Genomic DNA, 21197 nt, shown 5'->3' on the forward strand with positions numbered 1-21197 from the left:
CGGGTGTCACCTTGCGGGGATCAGCCCGCGAGGGTCCACTCCTGCGCGTTCCAGACGATGCCGGTCTGGCCACCGAAGTACTCGATGCCTTCGACCGTGCCGTTGTCTGCGAACAGACCCGGCGACTGGAAGAGGGGCAGACCGTAGAAGTCGGCGGCGGTGGCCGCGTCGATCTCGATCTTGATCTCCGACAGGCGGTCCTCCTCGAGGGTCACCTGGCTCTCGTCCACGAGCGTGTCGACCTCGGGGTTGGAGTAGAAGTTGTAGTTTCCACCACCGTTGGTCTGGAAGATCTGCGGCAGGGCGGCGTTGCCGGCACCCGGCGAGACCCATCCGAAGATCGACGCGTCGTACGCGCCGCTGCCCAGGAGCGCGCTCCAGTCGGGCGAGCCGGCGTCCTCGATGATGAAGCCCGCCTCCTGAGCCGACTGCTGGATGGCCCGGAAGCTGTCCACGCGGTTCGGGTTGTTGGTGTTGTAGAGGATGCGAACCGTCGGGGTCGCACCGGCGAGCAGCGCCTTGGCGCCGTCGATGTCGGGCTCGGTGTACTGGTCGTACCCGCTCGCGGCCACCGCGTCGCCGTACTCGGCGTCGGTGGGCAGGAAGATCTGCGAGTTGAGGACCTCAGCCTCGGGGTTGACGGGGGTGACCATCGACTCGAGGATCTGCTGACGCGGGATCGTCTTGAGGAACGCCTCACGAACGGCCGGGTCGGCGAAGACACCGGTGAAGTTCAGGTCGAGGTGGTCGTAGGCGAGCTGGTCACCCGGGATCACCGTGGCGTTGGCGTTCTCGAGCGCCGTCAGCGTGTCGGCCGAGGGCTGGGGCTGGATCGCGTTGACCTCGCCGTTCTGAAGAGCCGTGACCTGAGCGTTGGCGTCGCCGATGAAGCGGACGATGAGCTGGTCGTACGCCGGCGACATGTCGCCCTTGTACTCGGGGTTCTTCTCCAGCGTGATGCTGGACTCCGGGACGAAGTCGGTCACGATGAACGGGCCGCTCGCGACGAGGAGGCTCTCATCCTCGGGCATCGCGGTGACGTCGTAGCCGGTGTTCCAGAACTCGGCGGCAGCCTGCAGCGTCGGGTTCGGCGCGACCGGGGCCTCCGGGTTGCCCTCGGGGAGGGTGTTGATGAGCTCGATGAACTCCTCGAGCGACACGCCCGCCTTCTCGGCGATGACGTGGGCGGGCTTGCCGATCGGGTTGACCAGCTCCCAGTCCACGAACGGCGTCGCGTAGGTCAGCGTCATCGACATGTTGTCTTCGCTGATCTCGGGGAACGACGTGGTGTCCAGACCCGCCGTGCTGCCGGCGAGGGTGAAGTACTGCGTGCCGCCGTTGGTCGAGTCGCCCGTCGCGGGGTCGATGATCGCGTCGTCGAACCATCCGGAGTCGATGACCCAGTTCACGAGCATGTCATCGGCGGTGATGGGCTCGCCGTCGCTCCAGGTGAGGCCCTCGTTGAGGGTGTACTCGACCGTCAGGGGGTCGTCGGAGATCTTCTCGAAGGTTCCGAAGTCCTCGTTGGGCAGGACGGTGTAGTCGGAGTCCAGACGCTGGAATCCGCCGAGACCGAGGTCTCCGCTGACGCCGGTGAGGTACCCGATCATGCCGTTCGTGTCGAGGTTGGCGTCGGGGGTGTCGCCGTTGAACGACGTGAAGGCGTTCGTCGTGGCGATCGTGATGGTGCCGCCGTCGGACGTCGTCTCGTCGTCCGTGCCGCCGCTGGTGGTGCAGCCGGCGAGCGCGAGAGCCGCGACTGCGACACCTGCCCCTGCCGTCAAAGCGCGCTTGCGCCATGTCATTCCTGACACATTTCCTCCTGTGCAAAGGGTGATGCGCCCGCCCAGGCAGCGATGCCCTTTCCGGGGGGCGCGGATAGGGAAACGATAAGGACGGGTGCAGGGTTGGTCAAAACTCCTGTGGAAAACGTTACATACCCTTAATTCGCGAGGAACGAAGTGTGGCAATCTGACAAGGTGCGGATGTCCGATGCCGGGATGGCCGCGGGATTCCCTTCGCCGCTGGCACTGTCGGCGCGCGCAGACCGTGTGCGGCTGCGCTGGGAGGTCGTCCTCGTCCTCGCCGTGAGCGTCGGCCAGTCGGCGCTGTACTCGGTGCTGTCCCTCAGCCGCGCGTCGCTTCGGACGACCCCGATCGGTCAGCAGCAGACGCAGCTGAACCCCGCTCGCGACGCCGAGGCGCTGTGGGATGCGCTGTACCGCTTCCTCGACATCGCCTTCTCGCTCGCGATCGTCGGGCTCGTCGTGTACCTGCTGTGGGAGCCGGGTCGCAGCGCCCTGGATCGGATCGGACTGGACTTCCGCCGGTTCGGCGGCGACCTCGGCCGCGCGGCGGTGCTCATGGCGATCATCGGCGTCCCCGGGCTCGCCCTGTACGCCGCATCCCGCGTTCTCGGCCTGAACGTGGCGGTCGTCGCCTCCCCGCTGGATTCGGCGTGGTGGGTCGTGCCGCTGCTGGTGCTCTCGGCGCTGCGTGCGGGGCTGACGGAGGAGGTCATCTTCCTCGGCTACCTGTTCGACCGGCTGCGCCGGCTGGGGTGGTCGTGGTGGGGCATCATCCTCGCCACCGCCGCGCTGCGGGGTGCCTATCACGCGTACCAGGGTGTGGGCGCGATCGTGGGCAACTTCGCCATGGGCCTGGTCTTCGGCTGGTGCTACCGGCGGTGGGGTCGCGTCATGCCGCTCGTGGTCGCCCACACCCTGATCGACATCGTCGCCTTCGTCGGCTATCCACTCGCCGCCGCCCTGTGGCCCGCGGTCTTCGCCCCGCCCGCCTGACCCCGCCCGCCCGCCCGGCCCGGCCCGGCGTTCAGCGGCGAGACTGCACGCCACCGACGAGAGAGCGACATTATGTCGGGGTTTCGCCGGTGGCGTGCAGTCTCGCGGGGGTGGGATGCTGCTCTCCACAGGCCGGGCGGCGCGGGGGGCTGTCCACAGAACGACCGCGGCACCGGTCGGGAAGGACCCGGGAGCGGAGGCTGGCGGGATGACAGACGTCATCCCCCTCCTCACGAGCCCGATTCCGCTCATCCACGCTCGGGATGCTCCGCACACCACTCGAGCCGTTCGGGCCGGTGAGCTCGTGCCGGTGCTGCGGGGCGTGTACGCGCCTGCGGCGGATTGGGCGCGCCTGGCCCCGTGGGAGCGGCACCTGGTCCGCGTCCACGCGCTGGTGCTGCTGCGGCCCGATGACCCGGCGTGCCTGGAGTCGGCGGCGGCGCTGCACGGTCTGCCGATCTTCGGCGATCCGGGGACCGTCCACGTGATCGCATCCGACGACGCCACGTCGCGGCTCGTCGGCGGGGTGCAGACGCACACCACGCGGGATGCGCGCGAGATCGGCACCGTCGGCGGCGCGCTCCTGACCGGACTGGTGGACACGGTGGTCGACATCGCGCGGGTCCGCCACCCCGCGATCGCCCTCGCGACGGCGGATGCGGCCCTGCGCCGCGACCCGTCGCTCACCGTGGAGGCCCTTGTCGCGGCCAACGAGTCCCGCTCGTCCGCCCGCGGTCGCCGCCATGCCCGCTGGGCGCTACACCGGGCGTCCGCGCTGCCGGAGTCTCCGTTGGAGTCCATCGACCGCGCGGTGGTCGAATGGCTGGGGTTCCCCGAGCCGGAACTGCAGGTGCGCATCGGCGACGACCGCGTCGACAAGTGGTGGGCGGACCACGCCGTCGCCGGCGAGAGCGACGGCGACCTCAAGTACGACGGCCGGTTCGGCGACCCGCTCACCGCGTTGCGTGAACGACATCGGCGCGACGCGCGGCTGTTCCGCCACGGCGTCCGCGCCGTACCGCACTGGGGCTGGTCGGAGGCGCTGGCCGCCGATCCGCTCGAGTCTCTCCTCCGCTCGGCGGGCCTGCGCATCATCCGCCCCCGGGAGCACGCGCCGCTCTTCGCCCTTCAGCGCGCCCTGACCCGCCCCCGTTGACCTCCCCCACCCGCGAGCGGGCCGCGCCGCCCGCCGCCGCCGCCGTCCGGACCGGCCCCTACCCGCGAGACTGCATGCCACCGGCGAGACAACGACAGAATGTCGCGCTCTCGTCAGCTGCGTGCAGTCTCGCGGATGGTGAGGGCCGGGCCGGGGCCGCGCGCGGGGTCGGGCGGGGCGGGGGTCAGGCGAAGGCCTCGGGCGGGGGGCAGGCGCACACGAGGTTGCGGTCGCCGTAGGCCTGGTCGATGCGGCGCACGGGGGGCCAGTACTTCGTCCGCACGAGCGAGCGCACGGGGTAGACCGCGACCTCGCGGGAGTACGGATGCGTCCACTCGCCGGCCACGACCGACTCGGCCGTATGCGGAGCGTTGGTCAGCGGATTGTCGTCGGCGGGCCACTCCCCTGCGGCCACGGCGTGCGCCTCGGCGTGGATCGCGATCATCGCCTCGACGAACCGGTCGAGCTCGCCGATGTCCTCCGACTCGGTGGGCTCGACCATGAGCGTCCCGGCGACGGGGAACGACATCGTCGGCGCGTGGAAGCCGTAGTCGACGAGCCGCTTGGCCACGTCGTCGACCGTGATCCCGGTCTTCTCCCGCAGCGGCCGGAGGTCGAGGATGCACTCGTGTGCGACGAGCCCGCCCTCCCCCGCGTACAGCACCGGGAAGTGGTCGCGCAGGCGCGCGGCGATGTAGTTCGCGCCGAGCACCGCGGCGGCGGTGGCATCCCGGAGCCCCTCGGTGCCCATCATCCGCACATAGGCCCACGAGATCGGCAGGATGCCGGCCGATCCGTGCGGTGCCGCCGAGATCGGACCGCCGTCGAAGACGCCACCCGCATGATCGGCGCGCTGGGAGAACGGATGCGACGGCAGGTGCGGCGCCAGGTGCGCCTTCGCGGCGACCGGCCCGACGCCCGGGCCGCCCCCGCCGTGCGGGATCGCGAAGGTCTTGTGCAGGTTCAGGTGCGACACGTCGCCGCCGAGATCGCCGAACCGCGCGTATCCGAGCAGGGCGTTGAGGTTCGCGCCGTCGACGTACACCTGGCCACCGGCGTCATGCACGGCCTGCGTGATCTCCAGCACGTCATGCTCGTAGACGCCGTGCGTGGACGGGTAGGTGATCATGAGCGCCGCCAGTTCGTCGGCATGGGCGGCGATCTTCTCGCGCAGGTCGCCGAGGTCGACGTTCCCGGCCTCGTCGCACGCCACCACGACGACGCGCATGCCTGCGAGCACGGCGGATGCGGCGTTCGTACCGTGCGCGGACGACGGGATGAGACACACCACCCGGTCGAGGTCGCCGTTGGCGCGGTGGTATCCGCGGATCGCGAGCAGCCCGGCGAGCTCCCCCTGCGAGCCGGCGTTGGGCTGCAGCGACACCGCGTCGTAGCCGGTGACCTCGGCCAGCCACCGCTCGAGCTGCTCGATGAGCACGAGGTATCCCCGCACGTCCTCTTCGGGGGCGAAGGGGTGCACGCGGGAGAACTCCGGCCACGACACCGCCGCCATCTCGGTGGCCGCGTTGAGCTTCATCGTGCACGAGCCCAGCGGGATCATCCCGCGATCCAGCGCATAGTCGCGGTCGGCCAGCTGCGTGAGGTAGCGCATCATCGCCGTCTCGCTGCGGTGGGAGGAGAAGACCGGATGCGTCAGGTAGGCGTCGTCGCGGCGGAGCGCGGCGGGCACGGCCCGAACCGGCTCCGCGCCGGCGTATTCGATGCGGCGGTCACCGGTCTCGGGCAGCCCGAACGCGGCGGCGACGGCGGCGAGGTCCGCGGCGGTGGTCGTCTCGTCGACTGAGACCCCCACGGTGGCCTCGTCGACCCACAGCAGCTGGTAGCCGCGCTCGCGGGCACGGTGCACGACGTCTTCGGCGCGCCCGGGCACCGAGACGCGGATCGTGTCGAAGAAGGCGTCCGCGACCAGTGGGAGCTCGTATCCGCGCAGCGCGTCGGCGAGGACCTCGGCCTTGCGCGCGACGTCGGCGGCGATCGCGCGCAGCCCGTCGGCGCCGTGATACACCGCGTACATCGCGGCCATGACGGCCAGCAGCACCTGGGCGGTGCAGATGTTCGACGTGGCCTTCTCCCGGCGGATGTGCTGCTCGCGCGTCTGCAGCGACAGCCGATAGGCGGGATGGCCCGCGGCATCCTGTGACACCCCTACCAGGCGCCCGGGGAGCTGACGCTCCAGCCCTGATCGGACGGCGAGGTAGCCGGCGTGGGGGCCGCCGAACCCCAGCGGCACGCCGAAGCGCTGCGTCGTCCCCACCGCCACGTCGGCGCCGAGCGATCCCGGCGAGCGCAGCAGGGCGAGGGCGAGGAGGTCGGCGGCCACGACGACGAGCCCACCCTGCCCGTGCACGGCCTCGATCGTCGCCGACGGATCCCACACGCGCCCCGAGGCGCCCGGGTACTGGAGGAAGGCTCCGAACGCTTCGACAGGCTCCACGGCTCCGGCGGCGAAGTCGACCTCGCGCAGCTCGATCCCCACCGCCGCCGCACGATGGCGCAGCAGGGCCTTCGTCTGGGGCAGCGCGTCGGCGTCGACGAGGAAGACGTTCGAGGCCGACCGCGTCGCCCGCCGTACCAGCAGCATGCCCTCCACGACGGCGGTGGCCTCATCCAGCATCGACGCGTTGGCGGTGGCGAGCCCGGTGAGGTCGGCCACCATGGTCTGGAAGTTGATGAGCGCCTCCAGGCGCCCCTGCGAGATCTCCGGCTGGTAGGGCGTGTACGCGGTGTACCACGACGGGTTCTCCAGCACGTTGCGCGCGATGACCGACGGCGTGAGCGTGTCGTAGTAGCCCAGCCCGATCATGGGCCGGCCGGGCCGGTTCCGGCCTGCGAGTTCGCGCAGCTCGGCGAGCGCCTCCGCCTCGCTCGCGGCGGCGGGGATGTCACTCGTGGGTCGCTCGTGCACCTGGATGCCGGCGGGCACGGCGGTGCGCACGAGGGCGTCGACGCTGTCGTAGCCGAGCACGTCGAGCATGCGCCGCTGGGCGGCGGCGTCGGTGCCGATGTGCCGGTCGGCGAACGCGGCGATGCGGGGGGCTGCGCCGGTCACGCGTCGCCGCCGGTGAGTGCGACGTAGGCGGCGCGGTCCAGGGTCCCGGTCGGCTCGGCGTCGATCCGGATCTTCACGAGCCATCCGCGTCCGTACGGGTCGTTGTTCACGATCGAGGGGTCCTCGACGACGGCGTCGTTGACGGCGACGACCGCGCCGCTCAGGGGGGCGTACAGCTCACCGACCGACTTCGTCGACTCGATCTCGCCGCACACGTCCCCCGCGCTGACGGCGGCGTCGACGGAGGGCAGGTCGACGAAGACGACGTCGCCGAGCTGGTCGGCGGCGTAGTCGGTGATCCCCACGGTGGCGACGTCGCCGTCCACGGCGATCCACTCGTGCTCGGCGGTGTACATGAGGGCATCGAGATCTGTCATTGCTTCCTCCGGTAGAACGGCAGGGTGGTCACGGTGGCGGGTACGCGGGTCCCCCGGACATCGAGGGTGAGTTCGGTGCCGGATGCGGCGGCCGTCGGCGCGACGAAGGCCATCGCGATGGGATGCCCGAGCGTCGGGCTGAGTGCTCCGCTGGTGACCTCGCCGACGACACTGTCGCCGGCGTACACGGCATAGCCGGCGCGGCCGGCCCGGCGGCCGTCCGAGACGAGCCCGACGAGCACACGCGCTTGGGGCGAGACGACGGCGCCGAGACCCGCCCGCCCGACGAAGTCCTCCTTGCCGGCGGCCACGACGCGACCGAGTCCTGCCTGCGCGGGCAGGATGTGGCGGCCGAGCTCGTGCCCGTACAGGGGCATGCCCGCCTCCAGGCGCAGGGTGTCGCGGGCGGCCAGGCCCGCCGGCACGAGACCCAGGGGCACCCCCGCCGTCATCAGCGCGTCCCACAGCGCTCCGGCGGCGTCGGCGGGCACGATCAGCTCGAACCCGTCCTCCCCGGTGTATCCCGTGCGGGCGAGGTGGACGGTGACGGGGCCGCCGCCGGCCGGGGTGAAGACCGCGTGCGCCATCCGGTAAAACCGTTGCTCCGCGATCGGCGCGGAGTGCTCCGACAGCCCGGAGACGGCCGCGACGATGTCCGCGGCACGTGGCCCCTGCACGGCGATCAGGGCGGTGCGATCGGTCTCGTCGGTGACGGCGACGTCGAACCCTCCGCTGCGCTCGGCGAGAGCCCCGGCGACCGCGTCGCGGTTGCCGGCGTTGGCGATGACGAGGAAGCGGTCACCGCAGTGCCGGTAGACGATGACATCGTCGATGATGCCGCCCTCCGGCGTGAGGACGAGGGAGTACTTCGCCTGGTCGTAGGTCAATCCCGACAGCCGTCCCGCGAGCGCGTAGTCCAGGAACGCGGCGGCCTCGGCACCGCGCACGTCGAACTCGGCCATGTGGGAGATGTCGAACAGTCCCGCCGCATCCCGCACGGCGTGATGCTCTGCGAGGTCGGAACTGTAGCGGACCGGCATGAGCCAGCCACCGAAATCCGTGAAGGAAGCGCCCAGCGCCACGTGGCGGTCGTGCAGCGGCGTCGTGCGGGGGCCTGGCATGAGTTCTCCCGTTCGCGTGCGGGTAGACACCCGGTGGTGTCTGGGAACTCCCCCTCTGTCTTGAGCCTGAGAGTTTCGTCGCCTCATCCAGCGGATGCGGCGGCTTTCACCGTCGGCGGACCGGGGCAGTGCATCCCGGTCGCTTTCCAGAGTGGCCTGACCCGCGCGGTACGCGGACCTGAGAGATTGGCGGGGAGGCTTGCTCCTTCGGTGCCCGGAGACCGGGGCTCTCCCGCGAGGGTCGTGGCCGATGTTCGATTGTCAGCCGGAGCCGGCGGCCACCCGAGGGCGGGACGCCGGGCCAGCATAGCGCGCGGCGTCGCCGGGCGACATGGGCGCGTCGGGGTGCGGGGGCCCACCGGTCTCCGGCGTCATGGCCGGAGCAGTGAAGGGCTGACGGTGCCCGCTCAGCGCCGGCAGGAGCCGGATGGGACTGCCGCGTCGAACGCGTCGAGTTGGGCGAGCACGGGATTCAGCTCCGCCGGGGTCATCGCGTACCCGAGGTCGTCGCCGACGTCGGAGCGGGCGAAGACGACACCTGCCACGCGGCCGTCGGTGGTGAGCACGGGACCACCGGAATTGCCGGGCTGCACGGTGGCGGCCAGCGCGTAGATCTCCCGCAGCGCGGCGGAGGAGTCGGAGATGTCGGGGACGGCGACCGTGCCGACCGAGACCACCTGCGCCGGGCCGGAGGTGAACGGGCCGCCGTGCGGGTAGCCCTGCACGACCGCGGCGTCGCCCACCGCCAGCGTCGGGGCCACGGTGAGCGGCTCGGCGCCCAGATCGTCCACCGCGACGACGGCCAGGTCGTCGATGGGGTCGAAGTACACCACGCGCCCGTCGCGGGCCGCCTCGCCGGGAAGTTCCACGACCGGCTGGGTCACCCCCGCCACCACGTGCGCGTTGGTCACGACGAGATCGGGCGCGACGGCGAAGCCGGTGCCGCTGGCGGTGATGCCGCACGCGTATGCCACGCCGGTGATCTTCGCCACCGACTGCGCCGCACGGGTCAGGGAGGGGTCGTCGAGGGCGACGTCGGGGGTCTCGGGCGTCACGACCGGTTCGAGGAGCCGGCCGAGGGTGGGCAGGCCTTCATCGAACACCGACCCGCGCAGCTGCGCCAGCGCCGCACGCACGGGTGCCGGAGTCCCGGCGTCGATCGTGCGCAGCACCGTGGAGGATGCCAGCGCGCTGGAGACGACCGGGGTTCCGGTGGACACGAGCGCCCCGCCGACGAACGAGATCGCCAGCACTGCCGCCACGAGGTTCACCGCCGCGCCCAGGAGCCGTTCGGGGATGCGCAGGCGGATGCGGTCGGCTCCGCGGCGCAGCATCCGCCCGACGGCCGACCCGATCGCCGCGCCCACCAGCAGGAGGAAGATGCCGGTCGCGGCCACCGCGAGCGTGCGCCACCCGGCCACGGGAACCCACCGCCCCACGACCGGCATGAGCCAGTACGCGGCGAGGGCGCCGGCGGCCAGCCCCGCGAACAGCCCGACGCTCGCGAGCAGCCCGCGGCGCAGTCCCACGACGACCGCGATCACGAGCAGCACGATCAGCAGGACGTCCACGAGCAGCACGGGATCACGCTAGGACGACACCCTGGGAGGACCCCGACGGCGAAGCCGGAAGCCGATCTCCTCGCGCCGGTGGCCGACGCGCTGGCGGCATCGGTGGCGGCGGTACGATCGGGCGCGTGAGCGCGATCACCGTCATCGTGCCGGGGCACGACGTTCAGGCCTATGCGCATGAGGCGCTGGACTCCCTCCTCGCGCAGACCCGCACCGACTGGACGGCGGTGCTGGTGGATGACGCCTCCACGGATGCCACGGGCGAGCTGTTCGCCGCGGCCGCGGCCGCCGACCCGCGATTCCGCGTGGTCCGGCACGAGACCCGCCGCGGGCTCGCCGCCGCCCGCAACACGGGCCTCGACCTCGTGGACACGCCCCTCCTGGGCTTCCTCGACGCCGACGACAGGCTGCGTCCGCGGGCGTTGGAGCGGCTCATCGGGGCGCTGGACGCATCCGGGAGTGACTTCGCGGTGGGGGCGTACGTGCGCCTGCGCCCCGACGGGGTCGGCGGGTACGCCGCCGGCGCCGTGCAGCCGTGGGTGGCGGCGGCGATGAGCCCGGCGCGCGCCGCGACCACGCTCACCGAGCACCCCGGCGCATCCGCCAACATCGTGGCCTGGTCGAAGGTGAGCCGCACGGAGTTCTGGCATCGCGCCGGCCTGCGGTTCCCCGACGGGCGGCTGTACGAAGACCAGATCGTCGCGCAGCAGATGTACGCGCGCGCCCGCGCGTTCGACGTCGTGCCCGACGTGGTCGTGGAGTGGCGCGAGCGCGCGGACGGCACCTCCATCACGCAGGGGCGGCACGCCCTCCCCGTGCTGCAGGAGTACCTCGCGGCGATGCGCGGCGGGATCGACGTGCTCGCCGACGCGGGGCTGCACGCCGCGGTGCAGCATCGCGTCCGCCTCATCCTCGCTATGGACGTCCCGCCGCTCGTGGAGATCGCCCGCACGCACCCCGACGACGCCTACCGGCGGGCGCTCGGCGCGTTCGTCCGCGACATCCACACCTTCTCCGCACCTTCCGCGCCCCCGCCGCCTCCGGTCGCCGCCGCCCTGCTCTGGTAGCCCGCCCCTTCCCCTCTTCGCCGAGAGTGCATCAGGAGTCGGCGGCGGATTCCTCGGTCAGGATGCGGCTGGCCGCGAGCTGCTCGGCGGCCAGGCTCGCGTACAGGCCCTCGCGCGCGAGCAGCTCGGCGTGCGTGCCGGACTCCACGATGCGCCCGGCGTCCACGACGTGGATGACGTCGGCGCCGATCACGGTGGACAGCCGGTGGGCGATCGTGAGGGTCGTGCGACCGCGCGCCGCGGCATCCAGCGCCTCCTGGACGACACGCTCCGAGACGGTGTCCAGGGCGCTGGTGGCCTCATCCAGCAGGAGGACGGGCGGGTCCTTCAGCAGCACGCGGGCGATCGCGATGCGCTGCTTCTCGCCGCCGGACAGGCGGTAGCCGCGCTCCCCCACGATCGTGTCGTAGCCGTGCTCGAAGCCGGCGATCACGTGGTGGATGTTCGCCGCCCGGCAGGCGTCCTCGATCTGGGCGTGGGTCGCGTCGGGCTTGGCGTAGCGGAGGTTGTCGCGGATCGTGGCGTGGAAGAGGTAGGTCTCCTGCGACACGATGCCGATCTCATCGACGATCGAGGCCTGCTGCAGTCGCCGCACGTCCTCGCCGGCGAACAGCACGGATCCCTCGGATGCCTCGTACAACCGCGGCGTGAGGTACAGGATCGTCGTCTTCCCCGCCCCCGAAGGTCCGACGAAGGCGACGTGGGAGCCGGGGTCGGCGACGAACGAGACGCCCTGCAGGGTCGCGCGGGTCGCCGCCGACGCATCCGGGTAGCGGAACACCACGTCGCGGAACTCGATGCGGCCGAGCGGACCGGGCGCCTCCGCCACCGTGACGGCGTCGGGAGCGTCGCTGATCGCGGGCACCAGATCGAGATACTCGAAGATGCGGGCGAACAGGGCGGCGGAGGTCTGCAGATCCAGCGAGACGCGCATGAGACCCATGAGCGGCATCAGCAGTCGCGCCTGCACGGTCGTGAACGCCACGATCGTGCCGGCCGTGATCGTGTCGACACCGCCGGTCACGAGGTACCCCGCGACCAGGTAGATCAGCGCCGGCACGCTCGACATGATCACCTGCACGACGGCGAAGAACCCCTGGCCGCTCATCGCTCGGCGCACCTGCAGGCGCACCTGGTTGACGTTCTCGGTCGCGAACCGCTCCGACTCGGTGCGCTGGCGGTTGAACGACTTGGACAGCAGGATGCCCGACACGCTGAGGGTCTCCTGCGTGATCGAGGTGAGCTCCGACAGCGACTCCTGCGTCTCGCCCGCGATGCGCGCCCGCACCTGGCCGACGCGGCGCTGCACGAGGATCAGCACCGGCATCATCACCACCGCGATGATCGTCAGCCGCCAGTCGATGAGGATCATCGCCACGAGCGAGGCGACCACCGTGACGGCGTTGCCCAGGATGCTGGTGACGGTGTTGGTGAGCACCCCCGACACCCCGCCCACGTCGTTCTGCAGGCGCGACTGGATGACGCCGGTCTTGGTGCGGGTGAAAAAACCCAGCTCCATCGCCTGCAGGTGGTCGAACAGGCGCACGCGCAGGTCGCCGGTGACGCGGTTGCCGACCGTGGAGGTGAGCCACGTCTGCACGACCCCCAGCGCGGCCGAGAGCAGGAACAACCCGATCATGATCGCCACGAGACGCAGCAGCAGCGCGAGGTCGGGCGAGCCGCCCTCGACGGGGAAGAGGGCGTCGTCGAAGATCCGCTGGACCAGCAGCGGGGGGATGACCGCGACCGCGGCGCCGGCGATCACGAGGACGGCCGTGACGAGGATGCGCCCCCGGTACGGGCGGAACAGCTCCACCACGCGGCTGCCCAGGTGCGCCACGCGCGGGGCCTGCGCATTCAAGCGGCGCTGGGCCTGGATGTCGACCCCGCGGAACGCGGCGCCACCTCCGGCCCGGCCACCCATACTCATGCGAGCCAGCCTATGTCGGTGCGCGGGCGGCCCGGGTTAGGGTGGGAGGTCGGGGCCGGAGGCCGGGACCCGCACGAATGCGGGCGGATCGGGAATGCCACGTCGTGGGCCACCGTTACCGTTGCTCGTCACCGCCGGGGCTGGCGACCTGGCATCCCCAAGAACCATCGAGGAGCACGCGTGGCCGCCACTGACACCGACAGCATCCGCCTTCCCACCAGCTCCGCGGCACCCGCGGAGATCACGCCCCAGCAGAGCCGCGTCATCTGGCTCCTGCTCGTGGCCGCGTTCGTCGCGATCCTCAACGAGACGACGATGGGTGTGGCGATCCCCAGCCTCATCATCGACCTGAACATCACGGCGGTCGCCGCGCAGTGGTTGACGACCGCCTTCATGCTGACGATGGCGGTGGTCATCCCGATCACCGGGTTCCTCCTGCAGCGGTTCACCACACGGCAGGTGTTCATCGCCGCGATGACGCTGTTCTCCATCGGAACGCTCGCCGCCTTCCTCTCCCCCGGCTTCCCCGCCCTCGTGGGGGCGCGCGTCATCCAGGCCTCCGGCACGGCGATCATGATGCCGTTGCTCATGACGACGCTCATGACGATCGTGCCGCCGCATCAGCGCGGCCGGATGATGGGCCGCGTCAGCATCGTGATGGCGCTGGCCCCCGCGATCGGGCCCACCATGTCGGGAATCATCCTGGACACCCTCGGGTGGCACTGGAACTTCGGCATCATGCTGCCCATCGCCCTCGTCGCGCTGTTCGTGGGCGCGCGGTGGATCACGAACCTCGGGGAGACCCGCAGAGCGCCGATCGACGTGCCCTCGGTGATCCTGTCGGCGTTCGGATTCGGCGGTCTCGTCTTCGGCCTCAGCCAGATCGGCGGCGGTGGTCATTCCGGACCCGGCGCGGCGGCAGCGGATGCGATGTCCACCACGACGTTCGTGGCCTCCCTCGTCATCGGTGTCGTCGGTCTCGCCCTGTTCGTCTGGCGCCAGCTGGTGAAGCAGCGCTCCGACGCGGCCCTGCTGGATCTGCGGGTGTTCCGATCGCGGAACTTCTCGATCTCGGTGGCCCACCTGGGCATCATGTCGATGGCCTTCTTCGGCGCGATCACGCTGCTGCCGCTGTACCTGCAGGACGTGCGGGGAGTCTCGGCGCTGGAGACGGGGCTGATCATCCTGCCCGGCTCGCTCGCGATGGGCTTCGCGGGTCCCTTCATCGGTCGCATCTACGACCGGTGGGGCACTCGCGTGCTCCTCATCCCCGGTTCCATCGTCACGAGCGGGATGCTGTGGATGTACACCACGGTCGGGGCGACGACCCCCATCTGGCTGATCGTCGTGCTGCAGTCGATCCTGTCGCTGGGCCTGGCGATGTCGTTCACCCCGCTGTTCACGGCGTCGCTGGCCTCGCTCCAGCCCCGCTTCTACTCGTACGGATCGGCCGTGGTCGGCACCGTGCAGCAGGTCGCCGGGGCCGCCGGCATCGCGCTGCTGATCACCGTGATGTCCTCCGCCAGCGCCGCCTCGGACGCCGGAGCGGTGGATGAGCGGGGCACGCAGACGGCGTACCTGATCGCCGCGCTGCTGTCGCTGCCGACCATCCTCGGCGCCTTCCTCATCCGCAAGCCGGCCGACGATCCCGCCGCACCGAGCGGTGACGCCGCGCTCGCGCACTGACGACCGGGTAGCGCGGTCGCGTCGCGGAAGCAACCCCCGCCGGCGGGGCGGTGGGCCTTCCTAGCGTGGACAGACCGAACACGTGAGGAGTGCACCATGACCGAAGACCTCAACGGCAAGCGCGTCGCCTTCCTGCTGACCGACGGTTTCGAAGACAGTGAACTGACCTCTCCCTGGGAGGCCGTGACCGGCGCCGGCGCGACGGCTGTCCTGGTCTCCCCCAGCGAGGGCAGCGTGACCGGCAAGAACGGGCACGAGCAGCCGGTGGACCTGTCCGCCGGCGAGGCGGATGCGGCCGCATTCGACGCGCTCGTGCTCCCCGGCGGCGTGGTGAACGCCGATCACCTCCGCATGGACACCGCGTCGGTGGGCTTCGCCCGCGACTTCTTCGCCCAGCACAAGCCGGTGGGCGTCATCTGCCACGGCGCGTGGATCCTCACCGAAGCCGACGTGCTGCACGACCGGACGATCACGAGCTACCCGAGCCTGCAGACCGATCTCCGCAACGCCGGCGCCACGTGGGTCGACGAAGAGGTGGTCGTCGATGCGGGCCTGGTCTCCAGCCGTACGCCCGACGACCTGCCCGCCTTCAACGACAAGCTCGTGGAGGAGATCGCCGAGGGCGAACACTCCGGGCAGACGACCTGAGGATTCCGGCCCCGTCGATCCCACGGAGGCGTAATCTTCCCCCGTGGGATCGACGGAACCGGTCGGTCAGCCGCTGCCGGGGCCGCAGCCGCTGACGGACGAACAGTGGCGGCGCATCGTCCTTTTCGGCACACCGGAGGAGGTGGCAACCGGCGACTACCTCTTCCGGTCGGGCGATCGCGACTACGACCTGATCCTCGTCGACACGGCGGAGGTCGAGGTCGTGCGCGACAGCCTGTGGTGGCTGGACGAGTCGGTGCTCGCCGTCAACGGCGCGCGCACGTTCGCCGGTGAGCTCGGGCTGCTCAACGGCCAGGGGGCGTTCCTCTCGGCCCGGGCATCCCGGCCCGGACGCGTGTACCGGGTTCCCCGCGCGGCGCTGCGCAAGCTCATGAGCGAGGACGACGAACTGTGCGACCTGCTCCTGCGCACCCTGTGGCAGCGGCGGGAAGGGCTGCGGAAAGGCCCCGCCGCCCTCACTCTGAAGCTCGTCGGGCCACCCACGTCGAAGGACTTCGAGTCGCTGCGCCGCTTCGCGGAGCGGCTGGACCTCGTGCACACCGCCTTCGAGATCGACCCCGGCGACCCCTACGCCTTCGAGCACCACAACGTGGCGCCGGAAGACCTTCCGATCGCGTTCATCCAGGGCGAGCCCATCCTGCGCGCGACCCCGGGGCTGGTCGCCGATCGCCTCGGGCTCAGCTACAGCGGTGATGCCGATGAGGTCGTCGACCTCGTCGTGATCGGCGGTGGCCCGGCCGGCCTCGCCGCGGCGATCTACGGCGCATCGGAGGGCCTCAGCACGGTCCTGCTGGACGCTGTCGCCCCCGGCGGACAGGCCGCCGCGACGTCCCGCATCGAGAACTTCCTCGGCTTCCCGTTCGGTGTCAGCGGCGGCGAGCTCATCGGCCAGGCGTCCCTCCAGGCGCTGAAGTTCGGGGTGCGCGTGTACGCCCCCTGCGAGGCGGCCCGGCTGCGCTCGAGCGAGGACGGCCTGGAGGTGACCCTGACCGACGGCCGTGTCATCCACGCCCGCACCGCCATCGTCACCTCCGGCGCCGCCTACCGGCGTCTCCCGCTGCCACGGTGGGACGAATTCGAGGGGGCGGGCATCTACTACGCGGCGACGCAGTTCGAGCTGCGTCACGTCGTCGATGCGCCCGTCGTGGTCGTCGGCGGCGCGAACTCCGCGGGCCAGGCGGCACTGTACCTGTCGTCGCACGGATCGCCGGTGCGCCTGGTCGTGCGCGGCGCCGACCTCGGCCGGCGCATGTCGGCGTATCTCGTCGACCGCCTGCAGGAGGATCCCGGCGTCGAGGTGCTCACCGGCGCCAACATCACCGCCCTCGAGGGCGACGGATCGCTCCAGCGGGTGCGCATCGATGCCGCCGGCGACGTCGAGGCGCGCGGACTGTTCTGCTTCATCGGCGCCGACCCCGCCACGGGATGGCTCGCCGAACTGGACCGCGATGCCGGCGGATTCCTGCGCACGGGCACCGACATCCCCCAGGAGCGCCTGGACGGCCCGTGGCTGCGCCTGGGCCGCGAGCCACTGCCCTTCGAGACCTCGGTGCCGCGCGTGTTCGCCGCCGGCGACGTGCGTCGCGGCTCGATGAAGCGCGTGGCCGCCGCCGTCGGCGAGGGTTCCAGCGCGGTCGCGTCGGTGCACCGCGCCCTGGCCGGCTGAGCGCCCACCCGGGCTCAGCCGGTCTGCGGCACGCCGCCGGTCTGACACGCGGGGCAGTACTGGGCCGTCCCCTTGGAGCCGGGCACGTCCGCCACCTCGCCCCCGCACGTCGGGCAGGGCTGTCCGGTGCGCCCGTGCACTCGCATCGACGCGACCTTGTCGGCCTTCTGCCGCTCCGGCGGCACGCCGCGTCGGGCGGCGAACGCCTCGCCGAGCACCGAACGGATGGCGTCGTACAGACGATCGCGTTCGGCCGGCGTGAGGTCGGCGGCGTGTGCGAGCGGGGAGATGCGCGCCACGAAGAGGATCTCGTCAGAATAGGCGTTGCCGATTCCGGCGAGGCTCTCCTGCTCCTGCAGCAGAGCCTTGACCTGTTTGCGCCTCGTGCCGAGAACGCGCTCGAGGTCGGTGCGCGACCAGTCGTCGGCGGTGGGGTCGGGGCCGAGCTTGGCGATCGCGGGCACGTCGGCGGGCTCGTCGACGATCGACACCCCGATCGAAAGCCACTGGCCCGCGTCGGTGAGGGCGAGCGCGCCACGCTCGGGGAAGTCGATCGTGGCGATCGCCGGCGGTGCGTCCGCGACCGGATCGGCCGGGGCCCCGGCGCCGACGGGGAGCCACCGCGCCCACCCCGCCCGACCGAAGCTGATGACCAGCACTGCTGCGTCGGTGACGAGTGCGATGTGCTTGCCGTAGCGGCGGACGTCGGTCACGACGTGCCCGCTGAGTTCCGCCGGCGGTCGCGCCCGGGTCTTCAGCGTCCGGAACTCGGCGAGGTCGGTGTCACCGACCCGAGCGCCGTGCAGGGTGTCGCGGAGGAATGCGGCGAGCGCATCGACCTCGGGGGATTCGGGCACGACGTCGTCCTCCGGCTCGGTCGGGGATCGTGGTGCTCGCCCGACGATGGATGCTGCCCCGATGCTACGGACAAGCCGCCGGCCGGCGCCAGCATCCGTCCGTGCCGGCCCCGGAGACGGCGCGGGAGGCCACTCCCGTGGGGGATGCGGCGACCGCGATCGCTTGCGACACTGCTGGCATGACGCACACGGGCGCGGCGACCTCGAGCCTCGGGCGCGTGCGCCCGGACGTGCTCGGCAGCCTCGCCCTGGCGGTGTTCCTGCTCCCCGTCACCGTGGCGGCGGTCGTGCAGGCCGCGGACGGCGCGTGGGCGTGGACGGATGGCGCAGCGATCGCGCTCTTCGCGGGAGTGCACACCGCCTCCCTCTTCTGGTCGCGCCGCACCGCCGCCGCGCTCGTGGCGGGCTCGGCGATCATGCTCACCCTGGCCTTCCTTCCGCTGGATGCCACGACCAGCGCAGCCATGCTGCCCTCGAGCCTGGCGTACCTGCTGATCGTGTTCGGCGCGGCACGCGATCCCCGTCCCGGCCTGGGCAAGGCGGCGCTGGCACTGGGGGTGGCCGGCGCCCTCCTGATCGTGGCGGCGCATCGGGTCGTGGCGACGTCGGGTCCGCTGCACGACGACCTCCTCGTCGACGTGTTCGCGTTCGCGGGCCTGACCGCTGCCGTGGTGGCGGTGTGGGCGGTGGGGCGTCTCCTGCGCGCGCGGGACGCACGCGAGCGGGAGCGCGCCGCCGAGCACATCCGGGAGGCCATCGCTGCCGAGCGTCGCAGCATCTCGCGCGACCTGCACGACATCGTGGCGCACTCGATGACGGTGATGATCGCACAGGCGGAGGCCGGCATCGTGGCCGGCCGGCGCGACCCGGCCGCGTCGGCGCAGGCGCTCGGCCGGATCGCCGACGCGGGCCGGGAATCCATGCGCGACATGCGCGCTCTGCTGAACGTCCTCGGGGAGGGCGGGGATGCCGCCGCCCTGGCCCCCACCCCCGCCATCGACGATCTGACCGCCTTGGTCGAGGGCGCAGCCGGTCCCGGACGCGCCATCTCGCTGACCGAGACGGGACCGCGGGGAACGCTCGCGCGCGATGCCGAACTGGCCGTGCACCGGACGGTGCAGGAGGCCCTCACCAACGTCGTCCGCCACGTCCGTCCGCCCGTGCACGTGCAGGTCACCCTCGCGTGGACACCCCGTGCCCTCGTCCTCGAGGTCACCGATGACGGCGGCAGCGGCGCCGCGGAGCCGACGCGCGCCGGTGGCGGGCGGGGTCTCATCGGCATGCGGGAGCGGATCACCAGAGCAGGCGGGACGCTCGAGGTCACCCGCTCTCCGGCGTGGACGGTGCGAGCGGAATTCTCCGTGCTGCCGGTGGCGGGATGACGGTGCGCGTTGTCGTCGCCGACGACCAGGAACTCATCCGCACCTCGCTGGAGACGGTGCTGGGCGCCGACCCTCGAATAGACGTCGTCGGCACGGCGGCCGACGGGCTGCAGGCGGTGGATGCGTGCCGGCAGCATGCGGTGGACGTCGTCGTGATGGACGTGCGGATGCCGCGCATGAACGGTATCGACGCCACGCGCGCGATCCTGCAGCTCAGCCCCCGCACGAGCGTCCTGATCCTCACGACCTTCGACCTCGACGAGTACGTGTTCGCGGCCATCCGCGCCGGTGCGTCCGGGTTCTTGACGAAGGACTCCCCGGGCCGGGAGATCGTCGAAGCGGTGTGCCGCGTCGCCGACGGTGACGCGGTGGTGGCCCCGCGCGCGGCGCGGTCTCTGCTGTCGTACGTGCGCACAGCACCGGGCGACCCGGCCAGGGCCGACGAAGCGCTGACCGCGCTGTCACCGCGCGAGCGGGAGGTCGTGGCTCTCCTGGCCACAGGCGCCTCGAACGACGAGATCGGCGCGCGGCTGTATCTGACCACGAACACGGTCAAGACGCACGTGAAGTCGATCCTCGGCAAACTCGGGCTCGCCGACCGCATCCACGTGGTGATCTGGGCGTACGAGCACGGTGTCGCCGGGCGCTGAGGATCACCCGCGCGGGTGAGTGCAGCCCGCTCCGGCGAGCGACGCGCGGCGCCGCGCAATCCGCGAGCCTGGTGGGCATGGACACCTCTTCTCCGCCCCGCACGGTGGCGCGGGCCTCCGCCGCACTCACCGCTGCGACGTTCACGGCGAGCGCCGTGCTGACCGCGCAAGCCCTGACCTGGCTGGCCGCCCCTGCGGTCAGCCCTTTCCGCGCCGGTTCCTCCGCACCGATCGCCGCGGCGCTGGGCCCGTCGGTCGCTGTCGCCGTCGAGCTCGCCGCGGGGGTGGCCGGCATGGCCCTCGCCGCGCTGCAGGTCATCCCGCGCCTGCGGGCGAGCAGGCTGGTGTCGGCGGCGGCGGCGGCGGTCACGATCGTCGCGGGCCTGGGCTTCCTCGGGTTCGCCAGCCTGGCCTTCGCCGGGTACGCGCTCGTCGGGATGCTTCCCCTCGGCGTGCTCGCCGCCCTGATCCTGCTCGCACGGCGCCACCCGTGGCCGGCGACGGGGATCGCGGTTGCGATCGTGGCGCTGACGATCGCGGGCCAGGCATCGGGGCTCTTCCCCATCGGCGATGTCGCTGTCCGGTTCGCGTCTGCGCTGAAGGACGGCGGCATCGAGGCCATCTCCGCCCTTTCGCTGATCGCCTTCACGGGCGTCTGGATGCTCGCCGCCGTGCGCGGATGGGAGGGCGGCCCGTTCGCGCGCGCCGTCCTGCGCCACCGCGTCCCCCTCACGATCGCCGCGGCGGCGTGCGCGCTCCCCTACGTCGTCTCACGTCTGAGCTGGCTCACCCCGTGGCCGCTCCTGGGTTCGCCGGCCTCCTTCCCCCGGAGGAGAGGGCGAGCGTGTTCGTGATGGGTCTGGCACTGGGGGCCGCCCTGGCCCTGGGCGGCATCCTCACCCTCGGCCTCATCCTGCCCTGGGGCGAGCGGTTCCCGGCGTGGATGGGGCCGCTGGGGGGCACGCCGGTTCCCGCATGGCTCGCGGTGACGCCCGCCCTCGTCGTGTCCGCGCTGTTCACCTTCGGCGGGGTGGGCCTGGCCGTGGATTCACTGCGCGGGCTCCCCCCGCTGGGCGAGGCCAGTTGGACGATCGCCCTGGTTCTGCCGTTCTGGCTGTGGGGTCCGCTGCTGGCCCTGTCGACGTGGGGCTACGCGCTGCATCGGAGGGCGGCGGATGCGCCGCTAGGCTGAAC

General features: G+C 71.8%; 17 protein-coding genes and 2 riboswitches. Of the genes, 10 read left to right on the forward strand and 7 right to left on the reverse strand.

All coding sequences use genetic code 11. The annotated features are described in order from the left end of the window. Positions 1-20: 20 nt before the first annotated feature. A complete protein-coding gene (locus F6J85_RS11035) occupies positions 21-1805 on the reverse strand; it encodes an ABC transporter family substrate-binding protein (RefSeq protein ID WP_150925012.1) in 1785 nt (594 codons plus the stop codon). Positions 1806-2000: 195 nt separating this feature from the next. Here F6J85_RS11035 and F6J85_RS11040 point away from each other — a divergent pair, with 195 nt between their 5' ends. After that, positions 2001-2801, forward strand: coding sequence for a CPBP family intramembrane glutamic endopeptidase (locus F6J85_RS11040; RefSeq protein ID WP_150927364.1), 801 nt, complete (start codon positions 2001-2003; stop codon positions 2799-2801). Positions 2802-3009: 208 nt separating this feature from the next. After that, complete coding sequence (locus F6J85_RS11045) at positions 3010-3957, forward strand: hypothetical protein (protein ID WP_150925013.1); 948 nt, start codon at positions 3010-3012, stop codon at positions 3955-3957. Positions 3958-4141: 184 nt separating this feature from the next. Here F6J85_RS11045 and gcvP read toward each other — a convergent pair whose 3' ends face one another. The 4 genes from gcvP to F6J85_RS11065 all read right to left on the reverse strand — a co-directional run bounded on the left by gcvP (position 4142) and on the right by F6J85_RS11065 (position 10105). Beyond that, positions 4142-6952 (reverse strand): aminomethyl-transferring glycine dehydrogenase, encoded by a 2811-nt coding sequence (gene gcvP, locus F6J85_RS11050; RefSeq protein WP_238707114.1) that lies wholly within the window; start codon positions 6950-6952, stop codon positions 4142-4144. A 71-nt stretch (positions 6953-7023) separates the two neighbouring features. Beyond that, complete coding sequence (gene gcvH / locus F6J85_RS11055) at positions 7024-7404, reverse strand: glycine cleavage system protein GcvH (protein WP_150925015.1); 381 nt, start codon at positions 7402-7404, stop codon at positions 7024-7026. Further along, positions 7401-8525, reverse strand: coding sequence for a glycine cleavage system aminomethyltransferase GcvT (gene gcvT, locus F6J85_RS11060; RefSeq protein WP_150925016.1), 1125 nt, complete (start codon positions 8523-8525; stop codon positions 7401-7403). Before gcvT ends, gcvH begins: the two co-directional genes overlap by 4 nt. 45 nt (positions 8526-8570) lie before the next feature. After that, positions 8571-8681: riboswitch (glycine riboswitch) on the reverse strand. Further along, a riboswitch (glycine riboswitch) is annotated at positions 8682-8770 on the reverse strand. It abuts the riboswitch before it with no gap. A 162-nt stretch (positions 8771-8932) separates the two neighbouring features. Further along, the gene (locus F6J85_RS11065) at positions 8933-10105 is read right to left on the reverse strand and encodes a MarP family serine protease (RefSeq protein ID WP_150925017.1); all 1173 of its coding nucleotides are present in this window, start codon (positions 10103-10105) and stop codon (positions 8933-8935) included. A gap of 116 nt (positions 10106-10221) precedes the next feature. Here F6J85_RS11065 and F6J85_RS11070 point away from each other — a divergent pair, with 116 nt between their 5' ends. Further along, positions 10222-11163, forward strand: a complete 942-nt coding sequence (locus F6J85_RS11070; protein ID WP_150925018.1) for a glycosyltransferase family 2 protein — start codon at positions 10222-10224, stop codon at positions 11161-11163. Positions 11164-11194: 31 nt separating this feature from the next. Here the strand turns inward: F6J85_RS11070 and F6J85_RS11075 are convergent, their stop codons facing one another. Continuing rightward, complete coding sequence (locus F6J85_RS11075; RefSeq protein WP_150927367.1) at positions 11195-13087, reverse strand: ABC transporter ATP-binding protein; 1893 nt, start codon at positions 13085-13087, stop codon at positions 11195-11197. A 186-nt stretch (positions 13088-13273) separates the two neighbouring features. Between F6J85_RS11075 and F6J85_RS11080 the strand changes: the two genes are divergently transcribed. From F6J85_RS11080 to F6J85_RS11090, 3 genes are all read left to right on the forward strand, one after another. Continuing rightward, positions 13274-14779 carry a DHA2 family efflux MFS transporter permease subunit gene (locus F6J85_RS11080; protein WP_238706932.1) on the forward strand — a complete coding sequence of 502 codons (1506 nt, stop codon included), beginning with the start codon at positions 13274-13276 and terminating at the stop codon, positions 14777-14779. A gap of 96 nt (positions 14780-14875) precedes the next feature. Next, positions 14876-15427, forward strand: coding sequence for a type 1 glutamine amidotransferase domain-containing protein (locus F6J85_RS11085; RefSeq protein ID WP_150925020.1), 552 nt, complete (start codon positions 14876-14878; stop codon positions 15425-15427). Positions 15428-15470: 43 nt separating this feature from the next. After that, positions 15471-17114 carry an FAD-dependent oxidoreductase gene (locus F6J85_RS11090; RefSeq protein ID WP_238706933.1) on the forward strand — a complete coding sequence of 548 codons (1644 nt, stop codon included), beginning with the start codon at positions 15471-15473 and terminating at the stop codon, positions 17112-17114. Between the two features lie 14 nt (positions 17115-17128). Here the strand turns inward: F6J85_RS11090 and F6J85_RS11095 are convergent, their stop codons facing one another. Further along, complete coding sequence (locus F6J85_RS11095) at positions 17129-17971, reverse strand: DNA-formamidopyrimidine glycosylase family protein (RefSeq protein ID WP_150925021.1); 843 nt, start codon at positions 17969-17971, stop codon at positions 17129-17131. A 179-nt stretch (positions 17972-18150) separates the two neighbouring features. Here F6J85_RS11095 and F6J85_RS11100 point away from each other — a divergent pair, with 179 nt between their 5' ends. The 4 genes from F6J85_RS11100 to F6J85_RS11115 all read left to right on the forward strand — a co-directional run bounded on the left by F6J85_RS11100 (position 18151) and on the right by F6J85_RS11115 (position 21195). Next, positions 18151-19353 (forward strand): sensor histidine kinase, encoded by a 1203-nt coding sequence (locus tag F6J85_RS11100; protein WP_150921954.1) that lies wholly within the window; start codon positions 18151-18153, stop codon positions 19351-19353. Further along, the gene (locus F6J85_RS11105; protein ID WP_150921953.1) at positions 19350-20003 is read left to right on the forward strand and encodes a response regulator transcription factor; all 654 of its coding nucleotides are present in this window, start codon (positions 19350-19352) and stop codon (positions 20001-20003) included. Before F6J85_RS11100 ends, F6J85_RS11105 begins: the two co-directional genes overlap by 4 nt. Positions 20004-20080: 77 nt before the next feature. Beyond that, a complete protein-coding gene (locus F6J85_RS11110; protein ID WP_150925023.1) occupies positions 20081-20857 on the forward strand; it encodes a hypothetical protein in 777 nt (258 codons plus the stop codon). Further along, positions 20857-21195, forward strand: a complete 339-nt coding sequence (locus tag F6J85_RS11115; protein ID WP_150925024.1) for a hypothetical protein — start codon at positions 20857-20859, stop codon at positions 21193-21195. Before F6J85_RS11110 ends, F6J85_RS11115 begins: the two co-directional genes overlap by 1 nt. Positions 21196-21197 lie beyond the last annotated feature (2 nt).

This window comes from Microbacterium lushaniae, assembly GCF_008727775.1.
In the GTDB taxonomy this organism is placed as follows: domain Bacteria; phylum Actinomycetota; class Actinomycetes; order Actinomycetales; family Microbacteriaceae; genus Microbacterium; species Microbacterium lushaniae.

Excerpts from the sequence above, each read along its gene's own strand:
- gcvT (WP_150925016.1), bottom strand. The coding sequence starts at position 8,525 with ATGCCAGGCCCCCGCACGACGCCGCTGCACGACCGCCACGTGGCGCTG.
- F6J85_RS11075 (WP_150927367.1), bottom strand. The coding sequence starts at position 13,087 with ATGGGTGGCCGGGCCGGAGGTGGCGCCGCGTTCCGCGGGGTCGACATC.
- gcvH (WP_150925015.1), bottom strand. The coding sequence starts at position 7,404 with ATGACAGATCTCGATGCCCTCATGTACACCGCCGAGCACGAGTGGATC.
- F6J85_RS11085 (WP_150925020.1), top strand. The coding sequence starts at position 14,876 with ATGACCGAAGACCTCAACGGCAAGCGCGTCGCCTTCCTGCTGACCGAC.
- F6J85_RS11115 (WP_150925024.1), top strand. The coding sequence starts at position 20,857 with ATGGGTCTGGCACTGGGGGCCGCCCTGGCCCTGGGCGGCATCCTCACC.
- F6J85_RS11040 (WP_150927364.1), top strand. The coding sequence starts at position 2,001 with ATGGCCGCGGGATTCCCTTCGCCGCTGGCACTGTCGGCGCGCGCAGAC.
- F6J85_RS11035 (WP_150925012.1), bottom strand. The coding sequence starts at position 1,805 with ATGACATGGCGCAAGCGCGCTTTGACGGCAGGGGCAGGTGTCGCAGTC.
- F6J85_RS11110 (WP_150925023.1), top strand. The coding sequence starts at position 20,081 with ATGGACACCTCTTCTCCGCCCCGCACGGTGGCGCGGGCCTCCGCCGCA.
- F6J85_RS11100 (WP_150921954.1), top strand. The coding sequence starts at position 18,151 with ATGACGCACACGGGCGCGGCGACCTCGAGCCTCGGGCGCGTGCGCCCG.
- gcvP (WP_238707114.1), bottom strand. The coding sequence starts at position 6,952 with ATGCTCGACGTGCTCGGCTACGACAGCGTCGACGCCCTCGTGCGCACC.
- F6J85_RS11045 (WP_150925013.1), top strand. The coding sequence starts at position 3,010 with ATGACAGACGTCATCCCCCTCCTCACGAGCCCGATTCCGCTCATCCAC.
- F6J85_RS11105 (WP_150921953.1), top strand. The coding sequence starts at position 19,350 with ATGACGGTGCGCGTTGTCGTCGCCGACGACCAGGAACTCATCCGCACC.